Source organism: Occallatibacter riparius (assembly GCF_025264625.1).
Taxonomy (GTDB): domain Bacteria; phylum Acidobacteriota; class Terriglobia; order Terriglobales; family Acidobacteriaceae; genus Telmatobacter; species Telmatobacter riparius.
Genome location: NZ_CP093313.1, coordinates 5,636,610 through 5,659,241, shown reverse-complemented (window position 1 = coordinate 5,659,241; position 22,632 = coordinate 5,636,610). Strand labels below are relative to the sequence as shown.

Here is a 22,632-nt window from a genome sequence, read left to right as displayed (position 1 = left end):
GCACCAACAACAAAGGCCCGGAGCGAACGCTCCGGGCCTTCTGTTTTGCTTTTGCGTTCTAATCCCTAATGCCTGATCCCTACTGCCTGCCTCTAGCGTTCCGCCACGTGCTCCAGCAAATCAAAGAACTCCGGAAAGCTGATCGCCGCCGACTCCGCTCCCTGAATCACCGTCTCGCCCTCAGCCCTGAGCGCAGCCACGCTGAACGCCATCGCAATGCGGTGGTCCCCGCCCGAGTCAATCGTTGCCCCATGCAGGGTCTGGCCGCCCGGCACATCGAGCCCGTCTTCGAACTCCTCGACCTCCGCGCCCATCGCGCGCAGATTCTTCGCCACCAGCGCGATGCGGTCCGACTCCTTCACGCGCAGCTCCTTCGCATCGCGAATACGAATGCCGCCGCTCGTGTACGGTCCGATCGCCGCCAGCACCGGCAGCTCATCAATCAACTGCGCAGCCAGCGCACCATTGATCGTCGTCGAGCGCAGCCCCTCCGCCGGGGCCGAGACCTGCACCGTGCCCACAAGTTCGGCGTTCTTCTCTTCGAGATTCAGCACGCTGATCTGCGCGCCCAGCGCGGTCAGCACATCCAGCAGCGTCGCGCGCGTAGGATTCAATCCCAGCGAATCCAGCACCAGCGACGAACCCGGAAACAGCGACGCCGCGCATAGAAAGAACGCTGCCGAAGAAATATCCCCCGGCACCGTCGCATCAATCGCATGCAGCGTCTGCGGTCCCTTGATCGACACCGAATCAATCGTGCGCGTCAGCTCCGCGCCGAACGCCCGCAGCGCCAGTTCGCTGTGATCGCGCGTCCGCACTGCCTCACGCACCGTCGTCGTGCCTTCGGTCTGCAATCCTGCCAGCATCACGCACGTCTTCACCTGTGCACTCGGCACCGGCGTCGTATAGTCGATCGCCCGCAGGGCCGCGCCCTCGATCGTCACCGGCGCATGCCCCTCGGTCAGCGTGATCTTCGCGCCCATCTCCGCCAGCGGCTTGCGCACGCGCTCCATCGGCCGGCGCGAAAGGGAAGCGTCGCCGATCAGCGTGAACGTCCCCTGCTGCGGCGCCAGCAGCCCCGAGATCATTCGCATCGTCGATCCCGAATTGCCGCAATCGAGCGGCTCGCTCGACGGCATCACCTGCCCTCCCACGCCGGTCACTTCCACGCGGCCGTCGTCGAGCTTGCGTACGCTCGCGCCCAGCGCCTCCATGCACCTCAGCGTCGAAGCGCAATCCGCTCCCGTCGAAAAATTGGCAAACCGCGACGTGCCCTCGGCAAACGCTGCGAGCATTCCATAGCGATGGCTGATGGATTTATCCCCAGGCAGGCGAAGGCTTCCAAGAATATTGCGCGCGGGCCGAACGATGCGTTCCTGTGCAGCTGTATCCAAAATGACTCCGAAAGGGAAGTGGTCTCCCCTCAAGTCTACCAAGTCAGGGAACAGGGAACAGCCAACAGGGAGTCGTTTAGAGACTTGATCGTGTGGCAGAAAGCGATGGACCTGAGCGAAGCTGTTTACAAGCTGACTGTAGATTTTCCGAACTCGGAACTTTTCGGGCTGACAAACCAGCTTCGTCGTGCGTCGGTTTCCACCGCGAGCAATATCGCAGAGGGGTATGGCAAGTGCACCAGGGGCGAGTATGTGCAATTCCTGGGGCACGCTCGAGGTTCAAACTTCGAAGTTCAGACGCAGCTCATGCTACCGAAGCGGTTGAAATTCGGCTCTGACCAACATCGCCAAAACGCAGAGAGGCTCTCCGACGAGGTCAGCCGCATGCTAGTCGCGATAATGACGAAACTCAGGAAATGAGCCACGCTTGTCTGCCGTATACGTGAGCACTTAGCGTGTGGGGCGGTCAGGTTCCCTGTTCCCTGTTGCCTGTTCCTTTATTGTTATTCGCGTCACCTGACGCGAACAACAATAATCGTTTCGTCATCAAACCGCTCTTTCCCCGCCTGGAACTTGCTCACATCCTGCAGAATCGCCTCAGCAATCTCCCCCGCCGGCCGATCCCGATTCCCGCACAGCACCCTTGCCAGCTTTTCCTCGCCGTACATATCGCCGTGCGCATTCTCCGCATCCAGAATCCCGTCCGACACAAACACAATCGCATCGCCCGGCTCCGTCGCGATCACCTGCTCGTCATACGACGCTTCCGGGAACATCCCCAGTGGAAAGCCTTCCACTCGCACGGTCGTTGACTTCCCGCCGCGGCAGATGATCGGCTGCACCGCGCCCGAATTCGCCACCGTCAGCGTGCGCTCATCGTCATTCCACAGCGCGAACAGCATCGTCACATATTGCGAGTCCAGCCTTCGCTCCTGCAGCGATTCGTTCAGGTGCTCCAGCATCTCCGCCGGGCCAAATCGCTGGTTCGCAGCCGACCGCATAATCCCGCTCACCAGCGCCGCAAACAGCGCCGCCGGCGCAGCCTTGCCGCTCACATCCCCCAGCACAATCGCGCTGCGGCTGTCGCCATATTCCAGAAAATCGTAGAGGTCGCCGCCAATCGCGCGCGCCGGCAAAAACCTCACCGCCACCTCCGCATTCGTGTGCTGCGGTGGATCGGGCGGCAGCAGCCTGAGCTGCACCTCGCGCGCCATCGTGATGTCACGCTCCAACTGCTGTTCCTGCCGTCTCACCCGCTGGTAGAGCCGCGCATTCTCAATCGCAATCGCCACCTGCGCGCCCAGCGTCACCAGCATGCGCTCGTGCTCTTCGTTGAAGAACCCCGTCCGCGTATGCTCCAGGTCCAGCACGCCAATCACGCGCCCCTTGTAGAACAGCGGCACAATCATCTCCGAGCGCGTCTCGGGATTCATCTCCAGATAGCGCGGGTCCTTGCGCACATCCATCGCATTGATCACCCGCCACTCACGCACCGCCGCGCCCACCAACCCCGCCGTCACTGGAATCTTCCTTCGCGGCGCATGCGTATACCCGAACCGCCACGCGTAGCGCGTCACCAGGACCTCGCCCTTGTCATCCAGCAGCATTACCGTAAACATCTGGTAATCGATCAGCCGTCGCAGAAGGTTCCCCACGCGTTCCAGCAGCGGATCCAAATCCAGAATCGACGTCAGCTCAATCGCAATCTCGTTCAGTACCGTCAGCGTCTGCGCCTGCCGCGACACCCGCGCATACAGCCGCGCATTCTCAATCGCCTGCGCAATACGCGACGCCGTCAGCGTCAGCAGGTGCAGATGCTCCGGCCGGAAGTGGTTCAGCTCCTCGCTCTCAATATCGATCACGCCGATCAGCCGGTTCTTCGCGATCAGCGGCACAGCCAGCTCCGATTTCACATCGGGATTGGCATTGAAATACGCCGGCGACTGGCTTACATCGTTCAACAGCATCGGCTGCCGCGTCAGAGCCACTTGCCCCACCACTCCCTTGCCAAGCGGAAAGCGCATCCGCTGCACCTCGGGCGTATGCCCGATCTGGAAGCGCATGCGCAGCTCATGCGTGCGGTCGTTCAGCAGAAAGATGGCGAAGATGCGGTAGTTGATCACCGCCCGTACCAGCTCTGATGTGCGATTCAGCAGCGTCTGCAGGTCCAGCGTCGTATTCAGCGCATCCGCAAGCTGTACAAGATAGGTCAGATCTGCAGGCTCAACCCGCACGTTCACCGGGTCGATACGCGACATCTCGGCAGGGCGGTAATCGCCCTCGAATCCGTGGTCGACATGGCTATTCTTTGGCTCGGAGGACATGGGAGTCGAAAAACCAATTCTACTATTCACCCGCGCTGCTAATTTTGCGAGTGTCAGCGCGTTATCTCACCCGGCATGCTTGAACGCGATTGCGAGTATCATCGTCAGGCCCTTTCGTTCCGCTGAGGAAACCAGTCGAATAATTGCTGAAAAAATGCCGCGAAGTGGAGCCTGTACGAGTGGTCTACCTGTTCTGAAGCGCAATAGCCGGCACGATTTCGGGAACCAAAGTGATCTTCCCGCGGTAGAAAAGTCTCATCGCTTGTGTTCCGGGTCAGGCTTCGATGACTGCTGATGCAGGAGGGTGATAAATGAGTGAAGATGTACTGGAGAAACTGAAGGCCGGCATCCGTCGCTTCCATGAAGAGGTATACACGCCAAAAGCGGAGGAATACCGCCTAGCGGCCAGCCGGCCGCAAAGGCCCCACACCCTCATCGTCGCGTGCGCCGACTCGCGGGTAGACGTGGAGAGCATCACAAGCTCGGGACCCGGAGAGGTCTTCGTCACTCGGAATGTCGGCAATCTTGTGCCTCCCTACAGCGGCACTCCCGGAGGCGTAACTGCGGTCATTGAATACGCAGTGACCGCGCTCGGGGTGAAGCACCTGGTCGTCTGTGGGCATTCGGATTGCGGTGCAATGAAGGCTCTCCTCAAGCCCCATTCGACAGAAGATATGCCCGCGGTCGACCATTGGCTTCACCATGGCCGCGCCGCCCTGAAGATTGTTGAGAGCACGGCTCGGCCCGCCGAGGGGGAGAGCGAGAAACTTGCCCGGCTCACCGAAGTCAACGTGCTCGCCCAGCTAGTCCATATGAAAACGCATCCCAGCGTCGCCGGTGCGTGGGCTGGCGGCCAGCTTACGATTTCCGGCTGGGTTTATGACATCGCGAGCGGCACAGTCCGCATCGCCCGCGACGGCCAGAGGACATTCGAGCCGGTCACCGCGACAGCCGGTATCGGAGCATGATTGTTGCCAAATCGGAACGCCTGCTGCGCATGATTGGAGGGTTGGGCCAAGCGCTCCTTTCCTTGCTTTTTTGGGACACGGTATTTGTTGTGCTCTACAAGGTCTTCCACTGGACCTGGCTCGGGTCCGACAGCCTTCCGCTAGGCTCATTCGGAACCATCATCGGCATCATTGTGGGCTTCCGAAACGGCTCAGCGTATGGGCGCTGGTGGGAGGCGCGCACGCTTTGGGGCGCCATCGTAAACAGAAGCCGAACCTTCGCCCGCCAGGTATTGACGACGCTTTCCTCTGAACAGGCTGCAGGCTCGCAGGAGCAGGCGGAAGTTGCGGCCGTCCAGCGCGAACTCGTGCTCCATCAGGTGGCGTACGTTCATGTATTGCGCCAGCAGTTGCGCGGCCTCGATCCCGTCCCCGAATTCGTGCGCGTGCTTCCGCAACAAGACACGTCCGAACTCGCGCGTACCAAAAACCTCGCTCTGTCGATTGAGACACGCATGAGTGCCCAACTCATTGCAGCGCACAAGCGCGGCTGGCTCGACGCATGGCAATGGCAGGCCATCGATCAGAGCCTCGCGTCCCTCATGGACTCCCAGGGCGGCTTGGAGCGTATCAAGAACACACCCATGCCACAGCAGTTCGACTTCTTTCCGAGATTGTTTGTACAGATTTATTGCCTGCTGCTGCCGGTGGGAATGGTCTCCAGCCTCGGTTGGTATACCCCCCTGGGATCCACCCTGGTGGGATTCATGTTCCTGGCTCTCGAGAAGATCGGACGCGACCTAGAAGATCCCTTCGAAAACTGCATCCACGACGTCCCGATGACCGCCATCGCAACGACCATTGAGATCAATCTGCGGCAGATGCTGGGCGAAACGGAACTGCCGGCCCCCGCTCAGCCAGTCGACGGTATCCTCTGGTAACCAGCAAAAGCCTTGCAGGCCTGATAGCGCTGCGAGAGGGCGCGACTTCAGTCTCACCGATAAAGCCAAAAACGCGAAAGGGCACGACTTCAGTCGTGCCGAAATAGCCAAAAAAATGACTCGGGCTTTATCCCTGGAGGGATACCTTTAGGGCTCCCTGGGCAAATCCGGAACCAGCTACAGCAGCTTCCGCTGTGTGAGTTTCTCAGGCAGGTCCATAAATGGCTCGAGCATCGTCAAGGTAGAGCTCGATGAACCCAGTGAAATTGACAGCGACGAACGGCTGCCTGGGCATGCACGGAATCACGACCCAGTTTTGCAGTTCTGGTCTGTCGCCCAGATAAATCGCATAGTAGAAGCACTCGATCAGATAGTCCGCGAAGAAGAAGTATCGTTCGCGATCCGGGACCCTGAACGATTTTAGGTCAACAGGCCGCAACTCGTGCAACGGCCAGAACCGGAACACCTCTGGATCTTCTTCGATTCCATTGAATCGCAGAAGGTATTCCCGAAAGTCCTCAGGAACCTTCACACCGTGTTCGGCTTCGAACTTGGCGATGTCTTCTTCGGTCGCTCGTTTCTGCCGATCGGAATCGTCGCGCGCCGGCCCGGGATACCAATGTCGTTCGAGTCGGTCGAATAGATCAAGGGGTTCCCCGGTCCAGACCGGCCTCGGTTCTCTCAACCGGGTAAAGCTTGCAGAGTTGCGAGCCTTCCGTCGCCGAAACGGCGTGTGCTGAGGAAATCCCAACCTGGGAGCCATTGACTACTCGGCCCCCAACTCCTTCACAATCGCGACGCTGGCGCTCGCCCCAATCCGATTCGCCCCCGCCTCAAGCATCGTCTTCACATCGGCCAGCGTCCTGATCCCGCCTGAAGCCTTCACGCCGCAACGTCCTCCAGCCACGCCGCGCAGCAGAGCGACATCCGCAGCCGTAGCGCCGCCCGTCGAAAATCCACTCGACGTCTTCAGAAAATCCGCGCCCGCCTGGATCGCAATCTCCGCTCCGCGCAGCTTCTCCTCCACATTCAGCAGGCAAGTCTCCAGAATCACCTTGAGAATCGCGCCGTGATGATGCACAACGTTGGCAACACCGCGAATCGTCCGCTCCACCGCATGATGATTGCCGCTCTTCAACTGCCCCACGGGAATCACCATGTCCAGTTCCTTCGCGCCAAGCCTCGTCAGCGCCGCCGCTTCATGCCGCAGTGTCGAGTCCAGCGCAGCGCCCAGCGGAAATCCGATCACTACTCCCACCGGCACTCCCGTACCGGCCAGCACGCTCACCGCCGCGGGCACCCAGATCGGATTCACCATCGCGCATGCAAACCGATACCGTATCGCCTCGTCACAAAGGTTCTCCACCTGCTCCCGCGTCGCTTCCGGCTTCAGCAGCGTGTGGTCAATCACGTGAGCCAGCGTCTGCCAGTTGGTCAGCGCTGATGCTGTAAACCCCGCCGCGTCGAATGTGCCGTGGTCAAAATCTAGATCTGGATCTTGGATGGGAATTGTTGCAGCCATTGCCCGTTGCTCCTTCATCTTTACGACTCTTCGGGTCCAATCTGCCCTCAACCCGGGACCAGACCCGGGGACAGAGTATAGACCGTTGTACCCTCTCTTGCGAGCCCGGAATCGCCCCAGTAACTTAGAAGCCGAAAACGACTCCGAGGTGCCGGATTTTCACTCCCAGCTCTGGAACCCCCGTGCCCCATCCTGTCGCTTTGTTTTTGCCAACAGGGTGTGAAAGCACTGAACCTATCCCAGCCCCGGGGCCTATTCAATATCCATCCTTTGGATCAGTCCATCCCCCATCCGATACACACGCCGAACCATTCGTATCCACCAGGGGAGGGGGCTAGACCTCACGCCCAGTCTGGCGGCGAAGCCGCGGTCAGCCCCACCGCAGGTGGTTGAATCTCCATCTTTTGGATCAGTCCATCCCTCATCCGAAACACATGCCGAACCATCGTGTCTACCAGCACCTGCCCCGCCTGATCGCCGGTAAGCCCGCGCACTACCTGGTGCACCTCCACAACCCACCGGCCGTCCGCCTCTTCCGTAATACTCACCGGCTCAACGTGCGGATCAATCGCCGCCCATTGCCGAGTCCAGTAGTCTCGCACGCCTTCATGTCCGTAGACGTAGCCGCCCTCCCAGCCGTTCGGCCACGCCACATCCGGTGCCATTCGCTCCAGCACGGCATCCAGCCGCCGCGCATTAAAGTCGAGATAAGCCCCCGTCAGAATCTCTCTCACATCCACCATGCTGTTTTCTTTCTTTCATTCGCGAAGGGAATCTGCTCTTGTTCTTTCCATCCAGCTTCCGCCAGCCCCGCTGCCTCATTCCGGATGATCCGGGGTCATCAAGCAGATATCCGGCAGATTCCGATACCGCTCCGCATAATCCATCCCGTACCCAATCACAAATAAGTTCGGAATAGAGAAGCCCACATAATCCGCATCAATCTTCTCGATCCGCCGCGACGGCTTATCCAGCAGCGCCGCGATCCGCAGCGTCTTCGGCTTCTGGTTCAGCATCAGCTTGCGCAGATAGCTCAGCGTCAGCCCCGTATCTAAGATGTCCTCGACGATCAAAACGTTCTTGCCCTCCACCGTCTCGTCCAGGTCCTTGATCAGCTTCACCGCGCCCGACGTCCTGTGCCCCTTGCCGTAACTCGACACCGCCACAAAGTCGAATGTCGCATCCACCTGCACGGCCCGCGCCAGGTCCGACAAAAACGGCGCAGCCCCCTTCAGCACCCCCACCATCACCAGCTTCTCGCCCTTCAGGTCGCGGGTAATCTCGGCGCCCATCTCGGCGACACGTTCGGCTATCTGTTGACGGGTGTAGAGGACTTCAAGACCTTGCAGCGCAGTCGTTGCCATACCTCAAGTATCTCAAGCCACACATAAGGGCCGCATCTGTCCAAATGTGAAAAATCTCACGGTGTGCAGAAACCCGTGCAGGACCATGCCAAGCGACTGCGGCACGCGAACCAGCATCCACTCACGCGTGGAGAACAGGACCGATACCGCGAGCCCGGCCCCTCCGAGCGCGGGCAAGGGAATCGCACGCGCCTTCGGGCTCGGAGTCATCACCGGGGCGGCTAACGACGACTGCTCAGCCGTCGGCACCTACTCGCAGGCGGGCGCGCAGTTCGGGTACACCCTGCTGGCAACCGCCCCCTTCAACCCCAGTTCCGCCCCCAGCATGATTCAACGATCCCTAATTGCCGCCGCCCCGCCCGCATGCTATCCTTCGGTCCTTCGTTAGCTGCCCCCCTTGTTCCCTTCGAAGAAACTCTTCCATCCCAATCGGAGGTCGATTCCATGAAGATCATGTCCACCTACTCGCTTCGCGCCGGCTGCGTTCCTGAGGCCGCCAACCGTTTCATCTCCGGCAAAGGCACACCGCCTGCGGGCATCACGCTTCTGGGCCGCTGGCACAAAAGCGACAGCAGCGGCGGCTACGCCCTCTATGAAACCGACGACCCCGCCAAGCTCTTCGAATTCGCCGCATCCTGGTCCGATGTGCTCGAACTCCATAGCCATCTCGTCGTCGAAGACGATGTCGCAGGCCCGGCCCTCGCCAAAATTTACGGCGGCAAGTAGCACTCTCTTCCACGCTTTCGCGCTATGATTGGGCCCAAATCAGAGGTTCACATGCGCGATTCGTCTGACTGGCGCCGGAACTTCCCGAGCAGCACTGCGGCCCTATGGCTTCTCGGTCTCGCCTTCACCGCGGTGCATCTTCTCGCCGGTACGCGCTACGGATTTCATCGCGACGAACTGCTCACCTATTCCAACGCGCGTGATCTCCAATGGGGATACGTCGTCTACCCGCCCCTCACCGCGTTTCTGGGCCGCGTCGAGCTAATTCTCTTCGGAACATCCCTGCTCGGCTTCCGCTTCTTCGCCGCCATAGCCTGCGGACTGGTGACTTTCCTTAGCGGCCTCATGGCCCGCTCCATGGGCGGCTCCCGCCGCGCCATCTTCGTGTCGGCATTCGCGGCCAGCATCGGAGGAGCCGTCTTCTTTACCGGCTCCTTCATGTCCTATATGTCCTTCGACGTGCTGTGGTGGGTCGCCGTGGCTTGGTGCGTCGTGCGCCTGCTCGAGACCGAAGACCCGCGGTGGTGGCTGGGCATCGGCCTCTTCATCGGCTTGGGACTCATGACCAAGTACACAATCGCCTTCTTCGCCATTTCGCTCCTGATCGGGATGCTGCTTACCCCGAACCGCCGCTATCTCCGCAGCCCGTGGTTCTGGTGCGGCCTGGGACTGGCGCTCCTCATCTTCGCCCCCAACCTCTTATGGCAGTACCAGCACCACTTCGTCGGTCTCGACTGGATGCGCAGCATCCACGCACGCGACGTCGGCCTCGGCCGCGGTAAAAACTTCCTCCTCAACCAGTTCTGGAGCGCCAGCAACCCCGTCACCGTCCCGCTCTGGCTCGCCGGCCTCTGGTTCCTCTTTGCCCGGCCGGAAGGGAACCGCTGGCGGTTGATCGGCTGGATGTACGTGCTCACCTTGGTCGCCTTCATGGCGGCCAATGCGCGGGACTACTATCTCGCTCCGGCCTACCCTATGCTCATCGCCGCCGGCGCAGTATGGAGCGAAGATCGCTTCGCGTCGCTCACCCCATCATGGAAAACCCGGCTCCTGTACTACACACCCTGGAGCAGGCTGGTGATCGGAGGCGCTGTAGTCGCCGGCCTCATCCTCCCCTTCGCCCCCGTCAATTCCCGTTGGTGGCGCGTGCAGGACACCGTGACCGGGCAGCTCAATATGCAGATCGGCTGGCCTGAACTAGCCGCTACAGTCGCCCAGGTCCGGGATTCTCTTCCCGAGTCGGACCGCGCCGCCGCCGGCATTATGGCGTCCGACGAAGGCGAAGCCGGAGCCGTAAACCTCTACGGCAGCGCTTACGGCCTGCCCCGAGCCATCAGCGGCATGAACTCCAACTGGCTCCGCGGCTACCCCGACCCCCCTCCCCAAGTGGTCATCGCCGTCGGCTTCCCGCCCGACCAACTCGACCGCATCTTCGCCTCATGCCGCCCTGCTGTCCAACTCTCGAACCCCTGGGGCATCTCCAACGAAATCTTCCGCGGCACGGAGAAGGTCTACGTCTGCCGCAACATCCGCTCCCCGTGGCCGGTGTTCTGGAAGAATTTCCAGTCCTACGGCTAAACAGGTCATCCAGAACCTCCCACAACTCCGCCCACTAGGTCGATACGGCCCTACCAGCCTGTCATCCCGAGGCGCAGCCGAGGGATCCGCGGTTGTCTTTCTGGCGCTCACAAGGCCTCCAATCCGTGGGTGCCCCATCCTTGGCGCGTCTGCCTTTGCGCCAAGGGCGGGAGACCACCGAGCCCCACCCAGGTGCGCCTTTGCCTTTGCTTTTCTTTCTGTCATTCCCATCAGGGAATCTGCTTCTCAAGGCCCCGCCCCTCCTTCACGCCCACTTTCCCTGTCGCCAGCCCCTGTCATCCTGATCCCAATCGGAAGATCCGCGCTTCCAACCGGGGTAAGTTCCGGTTAGCCGTCGAGTCGCCGGGATGGGTGCTCACTGGTATAGACTCCGAGCTATGCGCGTCCAGGTTGCGGTGAACGATGGGGTTCCAGTCAGAGCCTCGCTCGACTCGAAGGGGTGGCTCAGCGCCCACCTTAATTTTCCAATTGATGGTGCAGACGATTCCACTGGATCACTGAGCGTGCAGGCGATTGACCGCAGCGACGAGCCGAACTTCATAACTTCGGTGTGGGAGATAGGTGATTTGTCTCTTGGTGATAAGGCTGAGGTTCGTGTGTTGGCCGACGGTGAAACTGACCCGCCCACGAAGATCGAACGATCTATAGAGCGGTCAACCAATCTATTCTCGAACGTTGATCAGGCTCGCCAGCTGCTTTCTGCCATTAGCGTATGCGATAAGGAACTTTGGGCAGTTCTTGAACAAAGCCAACGTGCTGAGCCTGAAGATGAGTTCAAGAAAATTTCGCAAGCCATTGGCGGCATCATTATGGAACTTGACCGCAATCTCATCCAGCCAACTCTACATAGACACCCCGAACTCTTGGCCGAGGCCCAAAAGAAGGGATTGGTCTGATCGTTCTCGAGTAGCCGCCAAACCAGCCAGTGCCCGCGAATCCTTCTAATCCGCACGACGTCTATACTTAAGTAGACATGTATCCCTATATCCACCTCCACCTCGGCGCCCTCCAGAAGGACATCCCCACCTTCGGACTGATGCTCTGGATTGCAGCCGTTGTGGGCGGCCTGGTGCTGGAGCGCAGCTTCCGCCGCGCCAAGATTTCCGCCGACGCCATGATGATCGTGCTCCTCACCGTCCTGGCCGGCATCATCGGCGCCAAGCTCTGGCACGTCATCGACACCCCCTCGGACTTCCGCTCCCAGGGTTGGAGCGCTCTCTGGGATACCGGCGGATTCGCCTGGTTCGGCGGACTCGTCTTCGGCATATCCGCCCTCGTCATCCAGGGCATCCGCGCCAAAATCGGTGCCCTCCGCACGCTCGATCTCGCCGCCCCCGCCGCCGCTTTGGGCTACGGCATCGGACGCATCGGCTGCTTCCTCTCCGGCGACGGCTGCTATGGCAAGCCCACCGACCTGCCCTGGGGCATGGCCTTCCCCCACGGCGTCGAGCCAGTCTACGTCCCGGTCCACCCCACCCCCCTCTACGAGCTTGCCTGCGGTCTCATCATCGGCCTCTGGCTCTGGTACAGGGCAGGGAAGCCCCGTCCCACCGGCAGCATCCTGGGCGAGTACCTCGTCCTCACCGGGCTGGCCCGCTTCTCCGTCGAGTTCCTTCGCCGCAACCCCCACGTCCTCTGGGGCATGTCCAATGCCCAGGTCGCCGCCCTGGGCTGCGTCGCCGCCGGCATCGTTCTGCTTCTCTGGGCTGGAAAGCGCAGCACCGTCCCCGTCGAACGATCCGCCATGGCCATCGAAAAGCCCGCCTGAGTCAAGCGGTGGCCCACATCAGCTAGAGGTCTGCGGGCCTCGTTTGCCTGAGATTGAGACCGACGAGAGCAGGTTCTTCTCTGTCTTCAAAAGACAGATGCTTCACTGCAAGAGAGCTCGTCTGAATGAGCCACTGCGAAACCACGGCGAGAGAGCTCAGGCACGCCAGCAATACTGCTATTCCCAGCGGCGTCTGAAGTAGTCGTATTTCCAATTTGGCAAACAGGCTGGTCAGCGGAATTCCCACGATCACCCCGCCGAAAAAGGTAACCAGGACATTGACCTTCCCGGGACTCCACGAGCACGTAAACGGCAGTTTGTGGAGCCTGAACACGGCAGCATTGGTCCCGATCACTCCCAGGAGCGCCAGAACGCACATATGAGCGACAACAATCCAACTGGCCCCAGCCCACGCAGCTAGCACCAGGCACACGAGCCAGGCTGGGACCACTCCAATCGATAGCAGTGTCCTTTGCGTAGCGCTCACATACTGGCGAGGCGAGGCCACCTGGGTTATTTGGAAAATCCAGTTTGCTCTAAGTGCGGTGGGAATACCGATCACGATGCGCGCTCCCAGGACCGAGAGCGCCATCATCATGGTCGTTCCAATCAGGAAGCTCATGCCATGCTCAGGCGCCACTCTTCCCATTGCGTCTTCGGCTCGAGCGAGGACGATAGACAAGAGCATGACGGACATACCGACCGCAAGAAAAAAGCCGAATGCCAGGCGGTGTTGTCGGCTGCGCAGCAGCGTTCTCCAGCTGAAAAACAATACGGCCGTTCCTCGAGAAGAACCTGCCCGGTTCAGGAGCCATCTTCCGCGAGCGCTACTCGGGCGCACGTCTGGTTCTTCGATGATGCGGGACAACGCTCCTCGATAGGCCATGGAGACCGCGAACAATGCTCCTGCGGCGGCTACTCCGAACCCGAGCCAGCCCAACCGCGCCAGCGGCTCGAACTCAAAGCGCATCGAGCCGTTCAGTTGCTGAAAGACCCCTAAAAACCAGTAGGAAGGCAGGGCATGCAACAAGAACTGATTCGCGGGTGCCGCGAGCGCAGCCAGTGACTCCATGGACGGCTCGAGAATATAGTCTGCCAAAACCAGCACGAATCCCAGAACCTGGATAAAGCCCGACCATCGGAGGAAGGTCTTTCGTGGCAGCAACAGGGAACTCAATCCGTGCGCAATCAGGACGGCGAAAAACATGAAGCTTCCTGCCATGAATGCGGTCAGCCAATAGGCCAGGAAGCAGCGAATCAGCCCGGACACACCCCCGTGCTCGGGCTCAAACAGGATGACCCAGCCCAGCCCCGTAAATGCATTCAATGCGACGATCGCGACAAGCAAAGCACTGGACAACGCCGATATCTTGGCAAGAAACAGAGTGGTTCTGCTCAGCGGCAAGGGACCGAGAATCAGCAGATCCTTCCGATCAGGAAAAATGGATTCCCACGAGATCATGCCGAAAAGTCCTGCGACTGCCATCGTCGTGGCAAAGAGGAAGTGTTCCATTCCCCATGCGGCATCCTGCGGAAGGCCGCCTATGAGTAGGATCGGTAGTGTAAAAGCCAGGCTCACCGAGGCGAGCAGGGTCGCGAACTGGCCTACCAGTCTCGACGTATCCGCCTCACTTGAGAGCAGCTCGAAATCCAGCAGGCCATTGAGGAAGATGCGCCGGAGGATCCGGAACTGCGTCATTTCAGAATGTTCGCGATGCATGGATAACGTCCCTGATTAGTATGAGACTGGCGCTGCGGGAGTTTGGTGGGCCGGACGGAAAAGCGAACCGCAAAGATCTTACTCGTGACTGCGGTCACAGCCTTCCATCCCGTCCGGCGCTAAAGTCACTGCATAGGCTCCCGGTGAAGACCGGGAGTTTTCTTCGTTTGGGGCATGGGGGTACCCCCCACCCCCCCTCGGTGTTGCACCCATGAAGGTGCAAATCGCGAGGGCTGACGCAGGGTACCCCCTCCCCCGATTTGCGGGACGCAAGCCGCGGAACACGGGACAGAGACTACCCCCACCCCTCCCCCTGGGAGGAGACGGGCAGATGGTCGGAACCCCTCCGATCCGGCCTGTGACCTGGGTTCAGGACGGGTACCCCCCCCCCCCCCGCCCCTGCACCGCAAGTGGTGCAAACAGAGACGCAAGGCAGGCACGAACCCGGACCACTCAAGTCCGATTAAAGCCGCTTGATAAATGCCAGCGCCTCTTTGAGCTGCGGAAACTGCCGCTCCTCCGCCTTGAACTCCCGCGAGTGCACGCACCGCCGCAGCCCGTTCATCTTCACCGGATGCTTCAGGTGCAGCATCTCGTGGTAGAGCAGGTACTCGATCGCATACCGCGGCGACGACGGCCGGTCAAACACGCGACTCACCACAATGGTGTTGTGCGCGGCATCGTAATGCCCCAGCGACCGCTTGGCATGGTGCTCGCTCCAAGTCAGGTCCGGCCGCCCCATCAGGCCGCCGAAGAACCGCAGGTTCAGCGAGTCAAAGACCTCATCCAGGTTGTAGTAGTGTCCCTGCGGCCCGAAGTATCGCTTCGACCCCCGCGCGCTCCGGATGAGCTCCGTCTGCTTCGCCACCGCTGTACTCGATGCGAACCGCTTATAGCGCGCGTTGTGCGCGGCATCGATGGGCTTCCTGTAGAGCTTCGCCAGCAGAATATGCGCGATCGCCCGAATCACCGACTCGGGCGCACCCTCCAGCAGGTCCGAAAGGCTGACGTAGATCTGCGCTTCCCGCAGCCGGATCGTCGTGTTCAACGAGACAAACCGCCGGAATCGGATATGGAACGGCGGCATGGGCGCACGCGGCCGCAGCGCCCGGTATTCAGTCTGAAATATAGGGATAAATTGAGAGGCCACCAAAGTGCAGATTAGCACGTCTGGACGCGGGCTTTCTGTAATGCCCCAAGGCTGAATCAGGTTCACTTACCGCTATGTAATTCGGGGTGGAATTCGGCCTTCCCGCCCGGCAGCAGAACGATCTCCAGCTTGCCTGCCTGCCCCTCGTTTACCGTCGGCCCCGTCACCTGAGGCTGCTTCTGGTCAGGTGCGGTGTACTGCACCTTGATCGGTCCCTCGCCCTGCAGCGCAATCGAGTAGCTATACACCGAATCGGCCCCAAGCTTGTCCACACCGAAGCTGGCGCTCGGGTAGTCCACCTCGAGCAGTTTCACATCCGCGCCGGTCTGGTTCTTCACCGTGACCTGCACATGCGGCGATTTGCACCCGGCCAGCAGGCACACCGCCCCAATCAATGTGAGAGCGACGTTGCTCAGCCTCATTCCTGCCCGCCCTTTCCCGATTCCTCTGCTGCGTTCACCCGCTTTTCCAACCGGTCCAGCCGGCGCAACATCTCCGGCAGCCGCTGGAAGATGGTCACCGCCCGCAGCCACACGCGGTTATCGAACCCGGGTGATCCCGAAATCATCTTGCCCGCCGGAATGTCATGCGACACCGCCGACTGCGCCGTAAGAATGACACCATCCCCAACCGTGCAGTGCCCAGCCACACCGGTCTGCCCCGCGAGAATGGCGTTTTTGCCAACCACCGAAGAACCCGCCAGTCCTGTCTGAGCGCAGAGCAGGGTATTCTCGCCCACCTTGGAGCCGTGCCCCACCTGAACGAGATTGTCGATCTTCGCTCCCGCGCCGATCTCTGTGGCCCCCACCGTCGCGCGATCGACGCATGCATTGGCCTGTACATCGACCCGGTCCCCCAGCAGCACTGGTCCCGACTGCGGAATCTTCACCCAGTGCCCCAGCTCGTTCTTCGAGAAGCCAAACCCATCCGCTCCGATCACCGCTCCATTCTCAAGGGTTACATGGTCGCCCAGAATGCAGTGCTCGCGAACAATCGAGTGGGCGTGCGCAAAGAAATGGCTGCCGATCCGCGCCCCAGGATAAATGACCACGTGCGGCAGGATGGTCGCGTTCGTCCCGATCCTCACTCCCGGCCCGATCACCACATACGCTCCAATGTGAGCTTCCGGTCCGACCTCAGCAGTGGGGTCGATAGCGGCAGTCGGATGAATGCCCGGCGGATAAGCAGGCGGTTGATAAAAAAGACCCAGCGCCCGTGAAAAGGCATGATAGGGATTCTTGATCCTGAGCGTGGCCGCGCTGATCTCCGGAAACTCCGGCTCAACCAGAATGGCGGCAGCGCTCGTGGTCCGCGCGAGGCCGGCATATTTAGGGTTGGCGACGAAGGTGATCTCGGAGGGCCCAGCCTCTTCAATCCCTTTCACGCCAGTTACTTCCAGCTCTGCGTCTCCGCGCAGCTCCGCACCCAGCGCACTTGCCAATTCGCCTAGCTTCATCGCTTTGGATTGTAAATGGCACCTGCGGTGCGGCCAACTCACCCGCGCCTTCTAAATGTCCGGAGTAAATAGCTCGGGCTGGTCGGCAGCGACCGGCCGCCGCTTAGCCGCCCCAATGAGGCTCAACACTTCCATCGTCTGGATTGCCTGCCGCGGAACGAAAATCCGCTGTGTATTGGAGCGCTGGTCAGGCGGGGTAAGCAACAGCCCGGCACCCTCCACCAGGGATTTGTCATTCGCCGCGAGTCCCTCAAGCTCGTCGCCGTCGTTCAGTGTCATCCGGATCCACAGTCCCGCGGTCCGGGGCCGGACAGCGAACCGCTTGGTATTGAGCCGCTCGGGGTTCGTCTCGCCGGGAGTCGCCGTGGACAGCTCCCGCACATAGCAGAGCCACTTCACCGTCTCCCAGCGGATCCATACGACCTTGCCGGCCAGGTCGAGGATCTCGAGTTCGGGGCCGCCCTGGCCGAAGCTCATCGAAGCGTAGCCCGCCACCCAATCTCGGCTGAACTTCCGTACAATCACCGGCTTGCGTTGCGAGGCCATTGGACTGACATTGTACGGCAGACGTCAGCCCTGAGCCATCAGCCTTCAGCGGGTCCGTGTGTGTGGCAGTTCCCGGGTGATTTCTCGACCGGACGAGCGTGTTCAGCTTGCAAGCGTGTGGTTCGCGTTGCGTTGTTAGCTGATGGCTGATGGCTGTTTTCCAAATGAACCTCCCGCGGTGCAGATTTGCACCTGCAATGTCTGGTCATTCGAGCCTGGTTGTGTTAATGTGACCTTTTGAAACGGGTGCCGGTGGCTGGTTAAGCGGTTCTGGATGAGGCACTTGGGGCGCGCCAGACGCCCGTACGAGGGGAACTTCGATGCCAGATTACATCTACCTTCTGGAAAACCGGCTCTCGGCAGACCAGCAGGTTGCGTTGCGATTGCTGCGAGATGCGGCGCGTGAAGCTGAGATGATCCTGTTTTTGACCGGCGACGCGGTACGGGACCTTACCAGCGGGCATGCCGTCCGGGATCTTGAAGTCGCAGTTTACGGAAACGCCCTCAAGCTCAAGAAACCACTGGAGAAACTCGGCGCAAAGGTCTGGGGCGAGGACGACGCTTCGCGGACCCTGTATCTTTGTTTTCCGGGAACGGTCCGGGTAGATGTGGTGAGCACGCATAGCGTGGAGTACAAGAAGCCTGGCCAGGCCACCCACCACTGGGCATCGATTCAGGAAGACCTGCGACGGCGCGACTTTACGGTCAACGCCATGGCCATCTCACTCAATGATGGCTCCTACGGCCTTCTGATGGACCCCCTGAACGGCGTGGCCGACATTGAGGCTCGGGCGCTTCGGCTGGTATCTAATTATGGGTTTCTGGATGAGCCCGCGCTGTTGATCCGGGCAACTCGGTACAAAACGCGCCTGGGATGGGAACTCGATCCGCGGACGCAAACCAGGTACGAGAACGCCAAAGGCGAGGATGTCATCGCGTCACTTTCGGCGACGGAACGCAGCCGGGAACTTGAGCAGATCGCTCATGAGGACGATGGGCTTAAGGTTCTGCAGGCGCATGAGGCCGAGGGCTGGATGAAGGTCCTGTTTCCAGCCTGGACGCCGGCTAAGGCCGACGCAGAGAAACTACATGCTCTACACGATTTGAGCGTAGAACTACTGATGCAGGGAGTCCACGCCGACATTTCGGCGGCGCAGATTCAGCTATTGACGGCCAAGATGAACCCGAAGGATCTGGCCGCCCTGAAGAAATCGCTGCTGCGGCCCGGGTTCGTGGAAGAGTGGAATAACCTCGACGCCATCGCGGCGGGTTTCCAGAAGCAGCTGCTGGCAAAAGAAAATCAGCAGCCCTCGCTGGCTTACAAGCTCTTCACCACCTACGATCCGGAAGCTGTTCTCTGGTTGGGATTTACTTCGAAGGACAAGGCCGTCAAGGAGCGTTACAACGACTTCCTGAAGGTCTGGCCGGAAGCCAAGCAGAAGATCCCGTACGCTCTGATGCTGGAGATGCGCATCCGGGCCGAGCTGCCCAACTTCAATGAGATCGTCCATCAGGTCTTTCTGCAGTTGATCGACGGCAAACTGACCACGCCCGAAGAAATGAAGGCGTTCCTTGAGCCGTACTCGCCGCCGGCGCCGCCTCCGCAAGTAACGGTGAAGCGGGCACGCGGGCGCAAGGCCGAGAAGATCAAGGAGACCTTCGAAGAGGATGAGGAAGAGGCCTCTGACGAAGAGGGCGACGAGGATCTCGACGACATGGGCGGAGACGACGAAGAGATCGAGATCCCCGCGGCCGACCTCGAAGGCGAAGCCGACGAAGAGGAGTCCGGCGAAGACGAACCCGAGCCGGAAGACGAAAACGACGACGAGGAAGACGAGCCAAAACCGAAGCGCGGAAAGCAGGGTGCGGCCAAGTCACCGACGGTTCCGCCCAAAGCAGCCGCGAAAGCTGCTCCGGTGAAGCATGCCGAGCCTGCGCACAAGCCGGCTGCGAAAGTTACGGTACCTGCTCCGGCGAAGACTGCGGCTCATCCGCCAGCGAAGCACGCACCGGCCAAGGCTCCCGCAACGGCGGCTCCGGCAGCCAAGCATGCTCCGGCGAAACACGCTCCGGCCAAGGCGCCTGCCAAGCCTGCTGCTCCGGCGAAGAAGGCGGCGCATGCTCCGGCGAAACATGCTCCGGTGAAGAAGGCGGCTCTGAAGCCGCATTCCAAGCCGGCGGCGCATAAGTCGGTGCCCAAGGCTGCTGCCAAGCCGGCGAAGGCTCCCGCATCCAAGGCCAAGGCTGCCAAGCCGAAGCCTCACGCGGCGGCCAAGGTCCCCCCGAAGAAGAACGGCGCAAAGGCAGGGAAAAAGCGCTAGGGCTTCCTCCTCGCAAATTGATATAAGGGCGTCCTGATCAGGACGCCCTTTCCGTTACGCATGAGATCTTGCACTACTCTCCGTACACAGCGGCCGAACCGGAGTAGAGTTATGTGCAGCCAAATCCTGAGCGAGAAGTCCGGTCCGTGCGAGCAGGTTCGCCGCGGGCGCAATAATTCCGCGGACCGCAGAAGAGGTGGGCTATGCGGCGGTGGGGAGTTGTCATCAGCGTCGTTTACGCATTGATCGTAGTGGGCATGTTGCTTCCTCTCGCAGTGTTGCTGGGCGGCGAGAATGGGCTTCTGGAGGCACGCTACTACAGCGATGTCGCCGGTGCATACGGCGCTTGGGTGACGTGGGTGCCGGTTGGGATGTTGGTCCTGGGGCAGGTGTCGCTGCTGTTCCTTTCAGTGGACACCACACAGAAGAGGCTGAGGCCGAGGGCTTCTGCATGGTGGTCGGCGGCCATCTCCGGAATGCTGTTCATGATCGTGTGCGTCGGGGCGCTCTCTTCCATCGCTGTCGCGATCTGGAGCGATCACTTCTTCGACATGGTGGAGAACGTCTGGTTGTGGATCGCCCTCGCCCTGTGGGCCGCTTGGGGATTGGTCTTCTATATATATCTGCGCGACAAGGTGCAGGCCCTGACCGGGGTCGTTGGATGGCTGCTGCGGGGCAGCGTGCTGGAGCTGCTGATTGCAGTGCCGTGCCACGTGATTGTGCGGCGGCGGAACGATTGCTCGGCGCCGGTTGCGACCAGCTTCGGAATCACAACGGGCATCGCGATCATGCTGTTGTCCTTCGGGCCCAGCGTGCTGCTGCTGTACAAGAAGCGGATGGATACGCTGCGCGCCGGACAACAGAGGCATACGACGGTCTGAAAAGGAACTGCTGAATGCTCGAGAGAATCAGATTCCGCTGGTTATTGCCCTTGGTGATGACGCTTGTTCAGTTGATCCTGTTCGCGGTGACGGCGGCCCATGAGCGGGCGGCGGTTCAACGGTCCGCGCTCTCTATTCCGGTGGTCCAGGCCGCGGTCCTCCAGGAGGAAGGCGGAACGGTCAGTTTTGAGCCGATAACGTCTCCACCGCCATCGCTTTGCGACAAAATCGCGGCAATTCTGAATTTGCCCGCAATGTTCGGGGGCGCGGTGCTCGCAACGGTGCTGGGCCGTGAAACCGACGCCTCGATTATGGGATTCAGTGTATTGTTCGTGCCGTTTGTCTGGTGGCCGATCGGGAGCTGGGTTGATCAGCAAGTTGCCGGAATCGGTGTTGTCCGGAAGGGGATTGCGCGCCGCACTGCACGATGGATGCTCCGCGCGGTTGCCCTGTTGGCCTTGATTGCCGCCGTATTCCTGAGCCATGACGGCTGGGAAGGCCAGCAGGATTACTCCTACATTCCCGTCGGGATCTGGACCGCCTGCTATCTGATCTGCTCGTTCCGCGGAGAGCGTCGGCTGACCTCCCTTCAACTAGGAGACATCATCCAAAGCGGACAGCAAGACTAAGGTTGCGCCTTCGTCGGCGTGTCGGGGATGATGCGCGACTCCGAACCGAAGAGGTGGTACTGAGTGAAGGTCACATCATTGATGAAGCGGTGGTATTGGCTAGGAGATGAGTGTTTGCCGGTGGCCTCGCGGGTGGAGTAGACGCCGACGGAGTGCACCGGGCAGACGAAGACGCGGCCGCCGATTGTGACGGGAGCATATTCGACGACGACGCCTGTGATCACAGCCTGGTCGGGATCCTCGTCGACGCGCATGGCGATCCGAAAGATGCTTCCATCTGTGGGATCGACGGCGATCTCGCACTGATAAGGCGGCGTTCTGCCCGAGGGCGACATGCCCAGAAGCGTTCCGGGAATTTCGACCTCGAAGTGCGACTGATCCTTGGGAACGGAGCAGCGGAAGACGGCAAGCAGGCCGCGCGGTCCGTTTTCCCAATGATGCCAGGCGATTGATCCGTGCGCCGCGTCCCGATCGAGCAGGGAGAGGATGGAGCCGAACTCTCCGGAGCTGGACAGACCGTGTTCGGAGAGGGGCAACTGCCGCGAGGAACTCGATTCCGCGGAGCGGGTTTCCTGGCCGCCGGTGTAGGTGACGGTGCTCCAACTGATGCCCAGCTTGAACCAATGCTGGTCGTGCGACCAGGCGCCAAGCGAGGTGTAGCCGATGCGAGCGCGGGTCATGTGGGCGAGTTGCATGGAGCGCTCCTCCTGTTCCAGTTGGTCGCGTGATGCAAGCTCGTAATGTGTGGTGGTTCGCTGCGCGGTGAAGTTTGGAAGGCGCGGGCGGAGTTCGGCTGTGTAGGCGCGGGCGCGAGCGAGGATAGCCTGTTGAGCGGCGGCATCAGGAGGGGCTGCGTCGGGGATGTCCGATGCGGGAGGGGGGAGGAAGGCCGACAGATCGGCCGTGGCGCGGAGGAGTTCGCGGGTCTTCTGGTCTGCGATGGAGGATTGCCATTGCGTCAGGCGAGCGTTGCTGACGCGCTCGGAGAAGTCGGCGGTGCGGAGGCGGGCGGCGAGTGCATCGCCGTGCAGATTGCCGAAGAGCGCTTCAGCTTCGGCAACGGTCATGCGCGTCTGGGCAGATGCGTCGAGAGCCGGAATGAAGAGAAGGAACCCAAGGATGCAAGCGCGCATGAGGAGTCCTGAAAGACTCATCAGTGTAGAGCAGTGGCGGGGATGCTTCAAAGGAGAGCAATTTGAGGGGTCATTGTGTGCAAGCAGGGATCTCCTGTGATGCGTGTGGGCGTGGGGTGAAGCGGCAAGTGCGAGTAGCTATTAATGGTCCTTCCTGGCGGGTTGGCGGCACCTGCGGTGCGGCCACTGCGCCTCTGGCGCGGTTCTTGCC

At 60.7% G+C, this 22,632-nt stretch carries 23 protein-coding genes; 11 read left to right on the top strand and 12 right to left on the bottom strand.

Translation table 11 applies throughout. The annotated features are described in order from the left end of the window. Positions 1-92: 92 nt before the first annotated feature. Positions 93-1,394 (bottom strand): 3-phosphoshikimate 1-carboxyvinyltransferase, encoded by a 1,302-nt coding sequence (aroA, locus tag MOP44_RS23210; RefSeq protein WP_260792787.1) that lies wholly within the window; start codon positions 1,392-1,394, stop codon positions 93-95. On the opposite strand from aroA, the gene MOP44_RS23205 reads away from it, so the two are divergent. Continuing rightward, on the top strand, positions 1,305-1,814 hold the full coding sequence (locus MOP44_RS23205; RefSeq protein WP_260792786.1) for a four helix bundle protein: 510 nt from the start codon (positions 1,305-1,307) through the stop codon (positions 1,812-1,814). The two genes, aroA and MOP44_RS23205, sit on opposite strands and share 90 nt — an antisense overlap. Before the next feature lie 92 nt (positions 1,815-1,906). On the opposite strand, the gene MOP44_RS23200 is transcribed toward MOP44_RS23205, so the two are convergent. After that, positions 1,907-3,718 (bottom strand): SpoIIE family protein phosphatase, encoded by a 1,812-nt coding sequence (locus MOP44_RS23200; RefSeq protein ID WP_260792785.1) that lies wholly within the window; start codon positions 3,716-3,718, stop codon positions 1,907-1,909. 311 nt (positions 3,719-4,029) lie between these two features. On the opposite strand from MOP44_RS23200, the gene MOP44_RS23195 reads away from it, so the two are divergent. Further along, the gene (locus MOP44_RS23195) at positions 4,030-4,686 is read left to right on the top strand and encodes a carbonic anhydrase (protein WP_260792784.1); all 657 of its coding nucleotides are present in this window, start codon (positions 4,030-4,032) and stop codon (positions 4,684-4,686) included. Further along, positions 4,683-5,606 carry a bestrophin family protein gene (locus MOP44_RS23190; RefSeq protein WP_260792783.1) on the top strand — a complete coding sequence of 308 codons (924 nt, stop codon included), beginning with the start codon at positions 4,683-4,685 and terminating at the stop codon, positions 5,604-5,606. The genes MOP44_RS23195 and MOP44_RS23190 overlap by 4 nt, the downstream gene beginning before the upstream one ends. Before the next feature lie 205 nt (positions 5,607-5,811). Here MOP44_RS23190 and MOP44_RS23185 read toward each other — a convergent pair whose 3' ends face one another. The 4 genes from MOP44_RS23185 to hpt all read right to left on the bottom strand — a co-directional run bounded on the left by MOP44_RS23185 (position 5,812) and on the right by hpt (position 8,492). Continuing rightward, positions 5,812-6,369 carry an SMI1/KNR4 family protein gene (locus MOP44_RS23185; RefSeq protein ID WP_260792782.1) on the bottom strand — a complete coding sequence of 186 codons (558 nt, stop codon included), beginning with the start codon at positions 6,367-6,369 and terminating at the stop codon, positions 5,812-5,814. 3 nt (positions 6,370-6,372) lie between these two features. Beyond that, complete coding sequence (deoC, locus tag MOP44_RS23180) at positions 6,373-7,128, bottom strand: deoxyribose-phosphate aldolase (RefSeq protein WP_260792781.1); 756 nt, start codon at positions 7,126-7,128, stop codon at positions 6,373-6,375. A gap of 341 nt (positions 7,129-7,469) precedes the next feature. Continuing rightward, entirely contained in the window at positions 7,470-7,871 is a 402-nt protein-coding gene (locus MOP44_RS23175; protein ID WP_260792780.1) for a nuclear transport factor 2 family protein, read from the bottom strand. Between the two features lie 75 nt (positions 7,872-7,946). Further along, on the bottom strand, positions 7,947-8,492 hold the full coding sequence (gene hpt, locus MOP44_RS23170; RefSeq protein WP_260792779.1) for a hypoxanthine phosphoribosyltransferase: 546 nt from the start codon (positions 8,490-8,492) through the stop codon (positions 7,947-7,949). An 85-nt stretch (positions 8,493-8,577) separates the two neighbouring features. Between hpt and MOP44_RS23165 the strand changes: the two genes are divergently transcribed. The 5 genes from MOP44_RS23165 to MOP44_RS23145 all read left to right on the top strand — a co-directional run bounded on the left by MOP44_RS23165 (position 8,578) and on the right by MOP44_RS23145 (position 12,585). Then, positions 8,578-8,880 carry a hypothetical protein gene (locus tag MOP44_RS23165; protein WP_260792778.1) on the top strand — a complete coding sequence of 101 codons (303 nt, stop codon included), beginning with the start codon at positions 8,578-8,580 and terminating at the stop codon, positions 8,878-8,880. Between the two features lie 56 nt (positions 8,881-8,936). Next, positions 8,937-9,218, top strand: a complete 282-nt coding sequence (locus tag MOP44_RS23160; RefSeq protein WP_260792777.1) for a DUF3303 domain-containing protein — start codon at positions 8,937-8,939, stop codon at positions 9,216-9,218. A 51-nt stretch (positions 9,219-9,269) separates the two neighbouring features. After that, complete coding sequence (locus tag MOP44_RS23155) at positions 9,270-10,796, top strand: glycosyltransferase family 39 protein (RefSeq protein ID WP_260792776.1); 1,527 nt, start codon at positions 9,270-9,272, stop codon at positions 10,794-10,796. Positions 10,797-11,194: 398 nt separating this feature from the next. After that, positions 11,195-11,713, top strand: coding sequence for a hypothetical protein (locus MOP44_RS23150; RefSeq protein ID WP_260792775.1), 519 nt, complete (start codon positions 11,195-11,197; stop codon positions 11,711-11,713). A gap of 77 nt (positions 11,714-11,790) precedes the next feature. After that, positions 11,791-12,585: a prolipoprotein diacylglyceryl transferase gene (locus tag MOP44_RS23145; protein WP_260792774.1), complete on the top strand. Its 795-nt coding sequence runs from the start codon at positions 11,791-11,793 to the stop codon at positions 12,583-12,585. Positions 12,586-12,607: 22 nt separating this feature from the next. Here the strand turns inward: MOP44_RS23145 and MOP44_RS23140 are convergent, their stop codons facing one another. The 5 genes from MOP44_RS23140 to MOP44_RS23120 all read right to left on the bottom strand — a co-directional run bounded on the left by MOP44_RS23140 (position 12,608) and on the right by MOP44_RS23120 (position 17,457). Further along, positions 12,608-14,284 (bottom strand): hypothetical protein, encoded by a 1,677-nt coding sequence (locus tag MOP44_RS23140; protein ID WP_260792773.1) that lies wholly within the window; start codon positions 14,282-14,284, stop codon positions 12,608-12,610. Positions 14,285-14,768: 484 nt separating this feature from the next. Beyond that, positions 14,769-15,455 carry a M48 family metalloprotease gene (locus tag MOP44_RS23135; protein WP_313901028.1) on the bottom strand — a complete coding sequence of 229 codons (687 nt, stop codon included), beginning with the start codon at positions 15,453-15,455 and terminating at the stop codon, positions 14,769-14,771. 62 nt (positions 15,456-15,517) lie between these two features. Beyond that, a complete protein-coding gene (locus tag MOP44_RS23130) occupies positions 15,518-15,877 on the bottom strand; it encodes a hypothetical protein (RefSeq protein ID WP_260792772.1) in 360 nt (119 codons plus the stop codon). After that, on the bottom strand, positions 15,874-16,911 hold the full coding sequence (gene lpxD, locus MOP44_RS23125; protein WP_260792771.1) for a UDP-3-O-(3-hydroxymyristoyl)glucosamine N-acyltransferase: 1,038 nt from the start codon (positions 16,909-16,911) through the stop codon (positions 15,874-15,876). The genes MOP44_RS23130 and lpxD overlap by 4 nt, the downstream gene beginning before the upstream one ends. 51 nt (positions 16,912-16,962) lie before the next feature. Further along, positions 16,963-17,457 (bottom strand): DUF6982 domain-containing protein, encoded by a 495-nt coding sequence (locus tag MOP44_RS23120; RefSeq protein ID WP_260792770.1) that lies wholly within the window; start codon positions 17,455-17,457, stop codon positions 16,963-16,965. Positions 17,458-17,777: 320 nt separating this feature from the next. Between MOP44_RS23120 and MOP44_RS23115 the strand changes: the two genes are divergently transcribed. The 3 genes from MOP44_RS23115 (at position 17,778) to MOP44_RS23105 (ending at position 21,288) form a co-directional block, all read left to right on the top strand. Then, the gene (locus MOP44_RS23115; protein ID WP_260792769.1) at positions 17,778-19,778 is read left to right on the top strand and encodes a tRNA nucleotidyltransferase/poly(A) polymerase family protein; all 2,001 of its coding nucleotides are present in this window, start codon (positions 17,778-17,780) and stop codon (positions 19,776-19,778) included. A 203-nt stretch (positions 19,779-19,981) separates the two neighbouring features. Beyond that, positions 19,982-20,659, top strand: a complete 678-nt coding sequence (locus MOP44_RS23110; protein WP_260792768.1) for a hypothetical protein — start codon at positions 19,982-19,984, stop codon at positions 20,657-20,659. A 14-nt stretch (positions 20,660-20,673) separates the two neighbouring features. Continuing rightward, entirely contained in the window at positions 20,674-21,288 is a 615-nt protein-coding gene (locus MOP44_RS23105) for a hypothetical protein (protein WP_260792767.1), read from the top strand. On the opposite strand, the gene MOP44_RS23100 is transcribed toward MOP44_RS23105, so the two are convergent. After that, on the bottom strand, positions 21,285-22,442 hold the full coding sequence (locus tag MOP44_RS23100) for a hypothetical protein (RefSeq protein ID WP_260792766.1): 1,158 nt from the start codon (positions 22,440-22,442) through the stop codon (positions 21,285-21,287). The two genes, MOP44_RS23105 and MOP44_RS23100, sit on opposite strands and share 4 nt — an antisense overlap. Positions 22,443-22,632 lie beyond the last annotated feature (190 nt).

Bases quoted from the DNA above. Each gene is read 5' to 3' on its own strand.
- hpt (WP_260792779.1), bottom strand. From the start codon at position 8,492: ATGGCAACGACTGCGCTGCAAGGTCTTGAAGTCCTCTACACCCGTCAA.
- MOP44_RS23155 (WP_260792776.1), top strand. From the start codon at position 9,270: ATGCGCGATTCGTCTGACTGGCGCCGGAACTTCCCGAGCAGCACTGCG.
- MOP44_RS23185 (WP_260792782.1), bottom strand. From the start codon at position 6,369: ATGGCTCCCAGGTTGGGATTTCCTCAGCACACGCCGTTTCGGCGACGG.
- MOP44_RS23160 (WP_260792777.1), top strand. From the start codon at position 8,937: ATGAAGATCATGTCCACCTACTCGCTTCGCGCCGGCTGCGTTCCTGAG.
- MOP44_RS23110 (WP_260792768.1), top strand. From the start codon at position 19,982: ATGCGGCGGTGGGGAGTTGTCATCAGCGTCGTTTACGCATTGATCGTA.
- MOP44_RS23115 (WP_260792769.1), top strand. From the start codon at position 17,778: ATGCCAGATTACATCTACCTTCTGGAAAACCGGCTCTCGGCAGACCAG.
- MOP44_RS23140 (WP_260792773.1), bottom strand. From the start codon at position 14,284: ATGACGCAGTTCCGGATCCTCCGGCGCATCTTCCTCAATGGCCTGCTG.
- MOP44_RS23105 (WP_260792767.1), top strand. From the start codon at position 20,674: ATGCTCGAGAGAATCAGATTCCGCTGGTTATTGCCCTTGGTGATGACG.
- MOP44_RS23175 (WP_260792780.1), bottom strand. From the start codon at position 7,871: ATGGTGGATGTGAGAGAGATTCTGACGGGGGCTTATCTCGACTTTAAT.
- lpxD (WP_260792771.1), bottom strand. From the start codon at position 16,911: ATGAAGCTAGGCGAATTGGCAAGTGCGCTGGGTGCGGAGCTGCGCGGA.
- MOP44_RS23205 (WP_260792786.1), top strand. From the start codon at position 1,305: ATGGCTGATGGATTTATCCCCAGGCAGGCGAAGGCTTCCAAGAATATT.
- deoC (WP_260792781.1), bottom strand. From the start codon at position 7,128: ATGGCTGCAACAATTCCCATCCAAGATCCAGATCTAGATTTTGACCAC.
- MOP44_RS23165 (WP_260792778.1), top strand. From the start codon at position 8,578: ATGCCAAGCGACTGCGGCACGCGAACCAGCATCCACTCACGCGTGGAG.
- MOP44_RS23150 (WP_260792775.1), top strand. From the start codon at position 11,195: ATGCGCGTCCAGGTTGCGGTGAACGATGGGGTTCCAGTCAGAGCCTCG.
- MOP44_RS23145 (WP_260792774.1), top strand. From the start codon at position 11,791: ATGTATCCCTATATCCACCTCCACCTCGGCGCCCTCCAGAAGGACATC.
- MOP44_RS23120 (WP_260792770.1), bottom strand. From the start codon at position 17,457: ATGGCCTCGCAACGCAAGCCGGTGATTGTACGGAAGTTCAGCCGAGAT.
- MOP44_RS23190 (WP_260792783.1), top strand. From the start codon at position 4,683: ATGATTGTTGCCAAATCGGAACGCCTGCTGCGCATGATTGGAGGGTTG.
- MOP44_RS23100 (WP_260792766.1), bottom strand. From the start codon at position 22,442: ATGAGTCTTTCAGGACTCCTCATGCGCGCTTGCATCCTTGGGTTCCTT.
- MOP44_RS23195 (WP_260792784.1), top strand. From the start codon at position 4,030: ATGAGTGAAGATGTACTGGAGAAACTGAAGGCCGGCATCCGTCGCTTC.
- MOP44_RS23200 (WP_260792785.1), bottom strand. From the start codon at position 3,718: ATGTCCTCCGAGCCAAAGAATAGCCATGTCGACCACGGATTCGAGGGC.
- MOP44_RS23130 (WP_260792772.1), bottom strand. From the start codon at position 15,877: ATGAGGCTGAGCAACGTCGCTCTCACATTGATTGGGGCGGTGTGCCTG.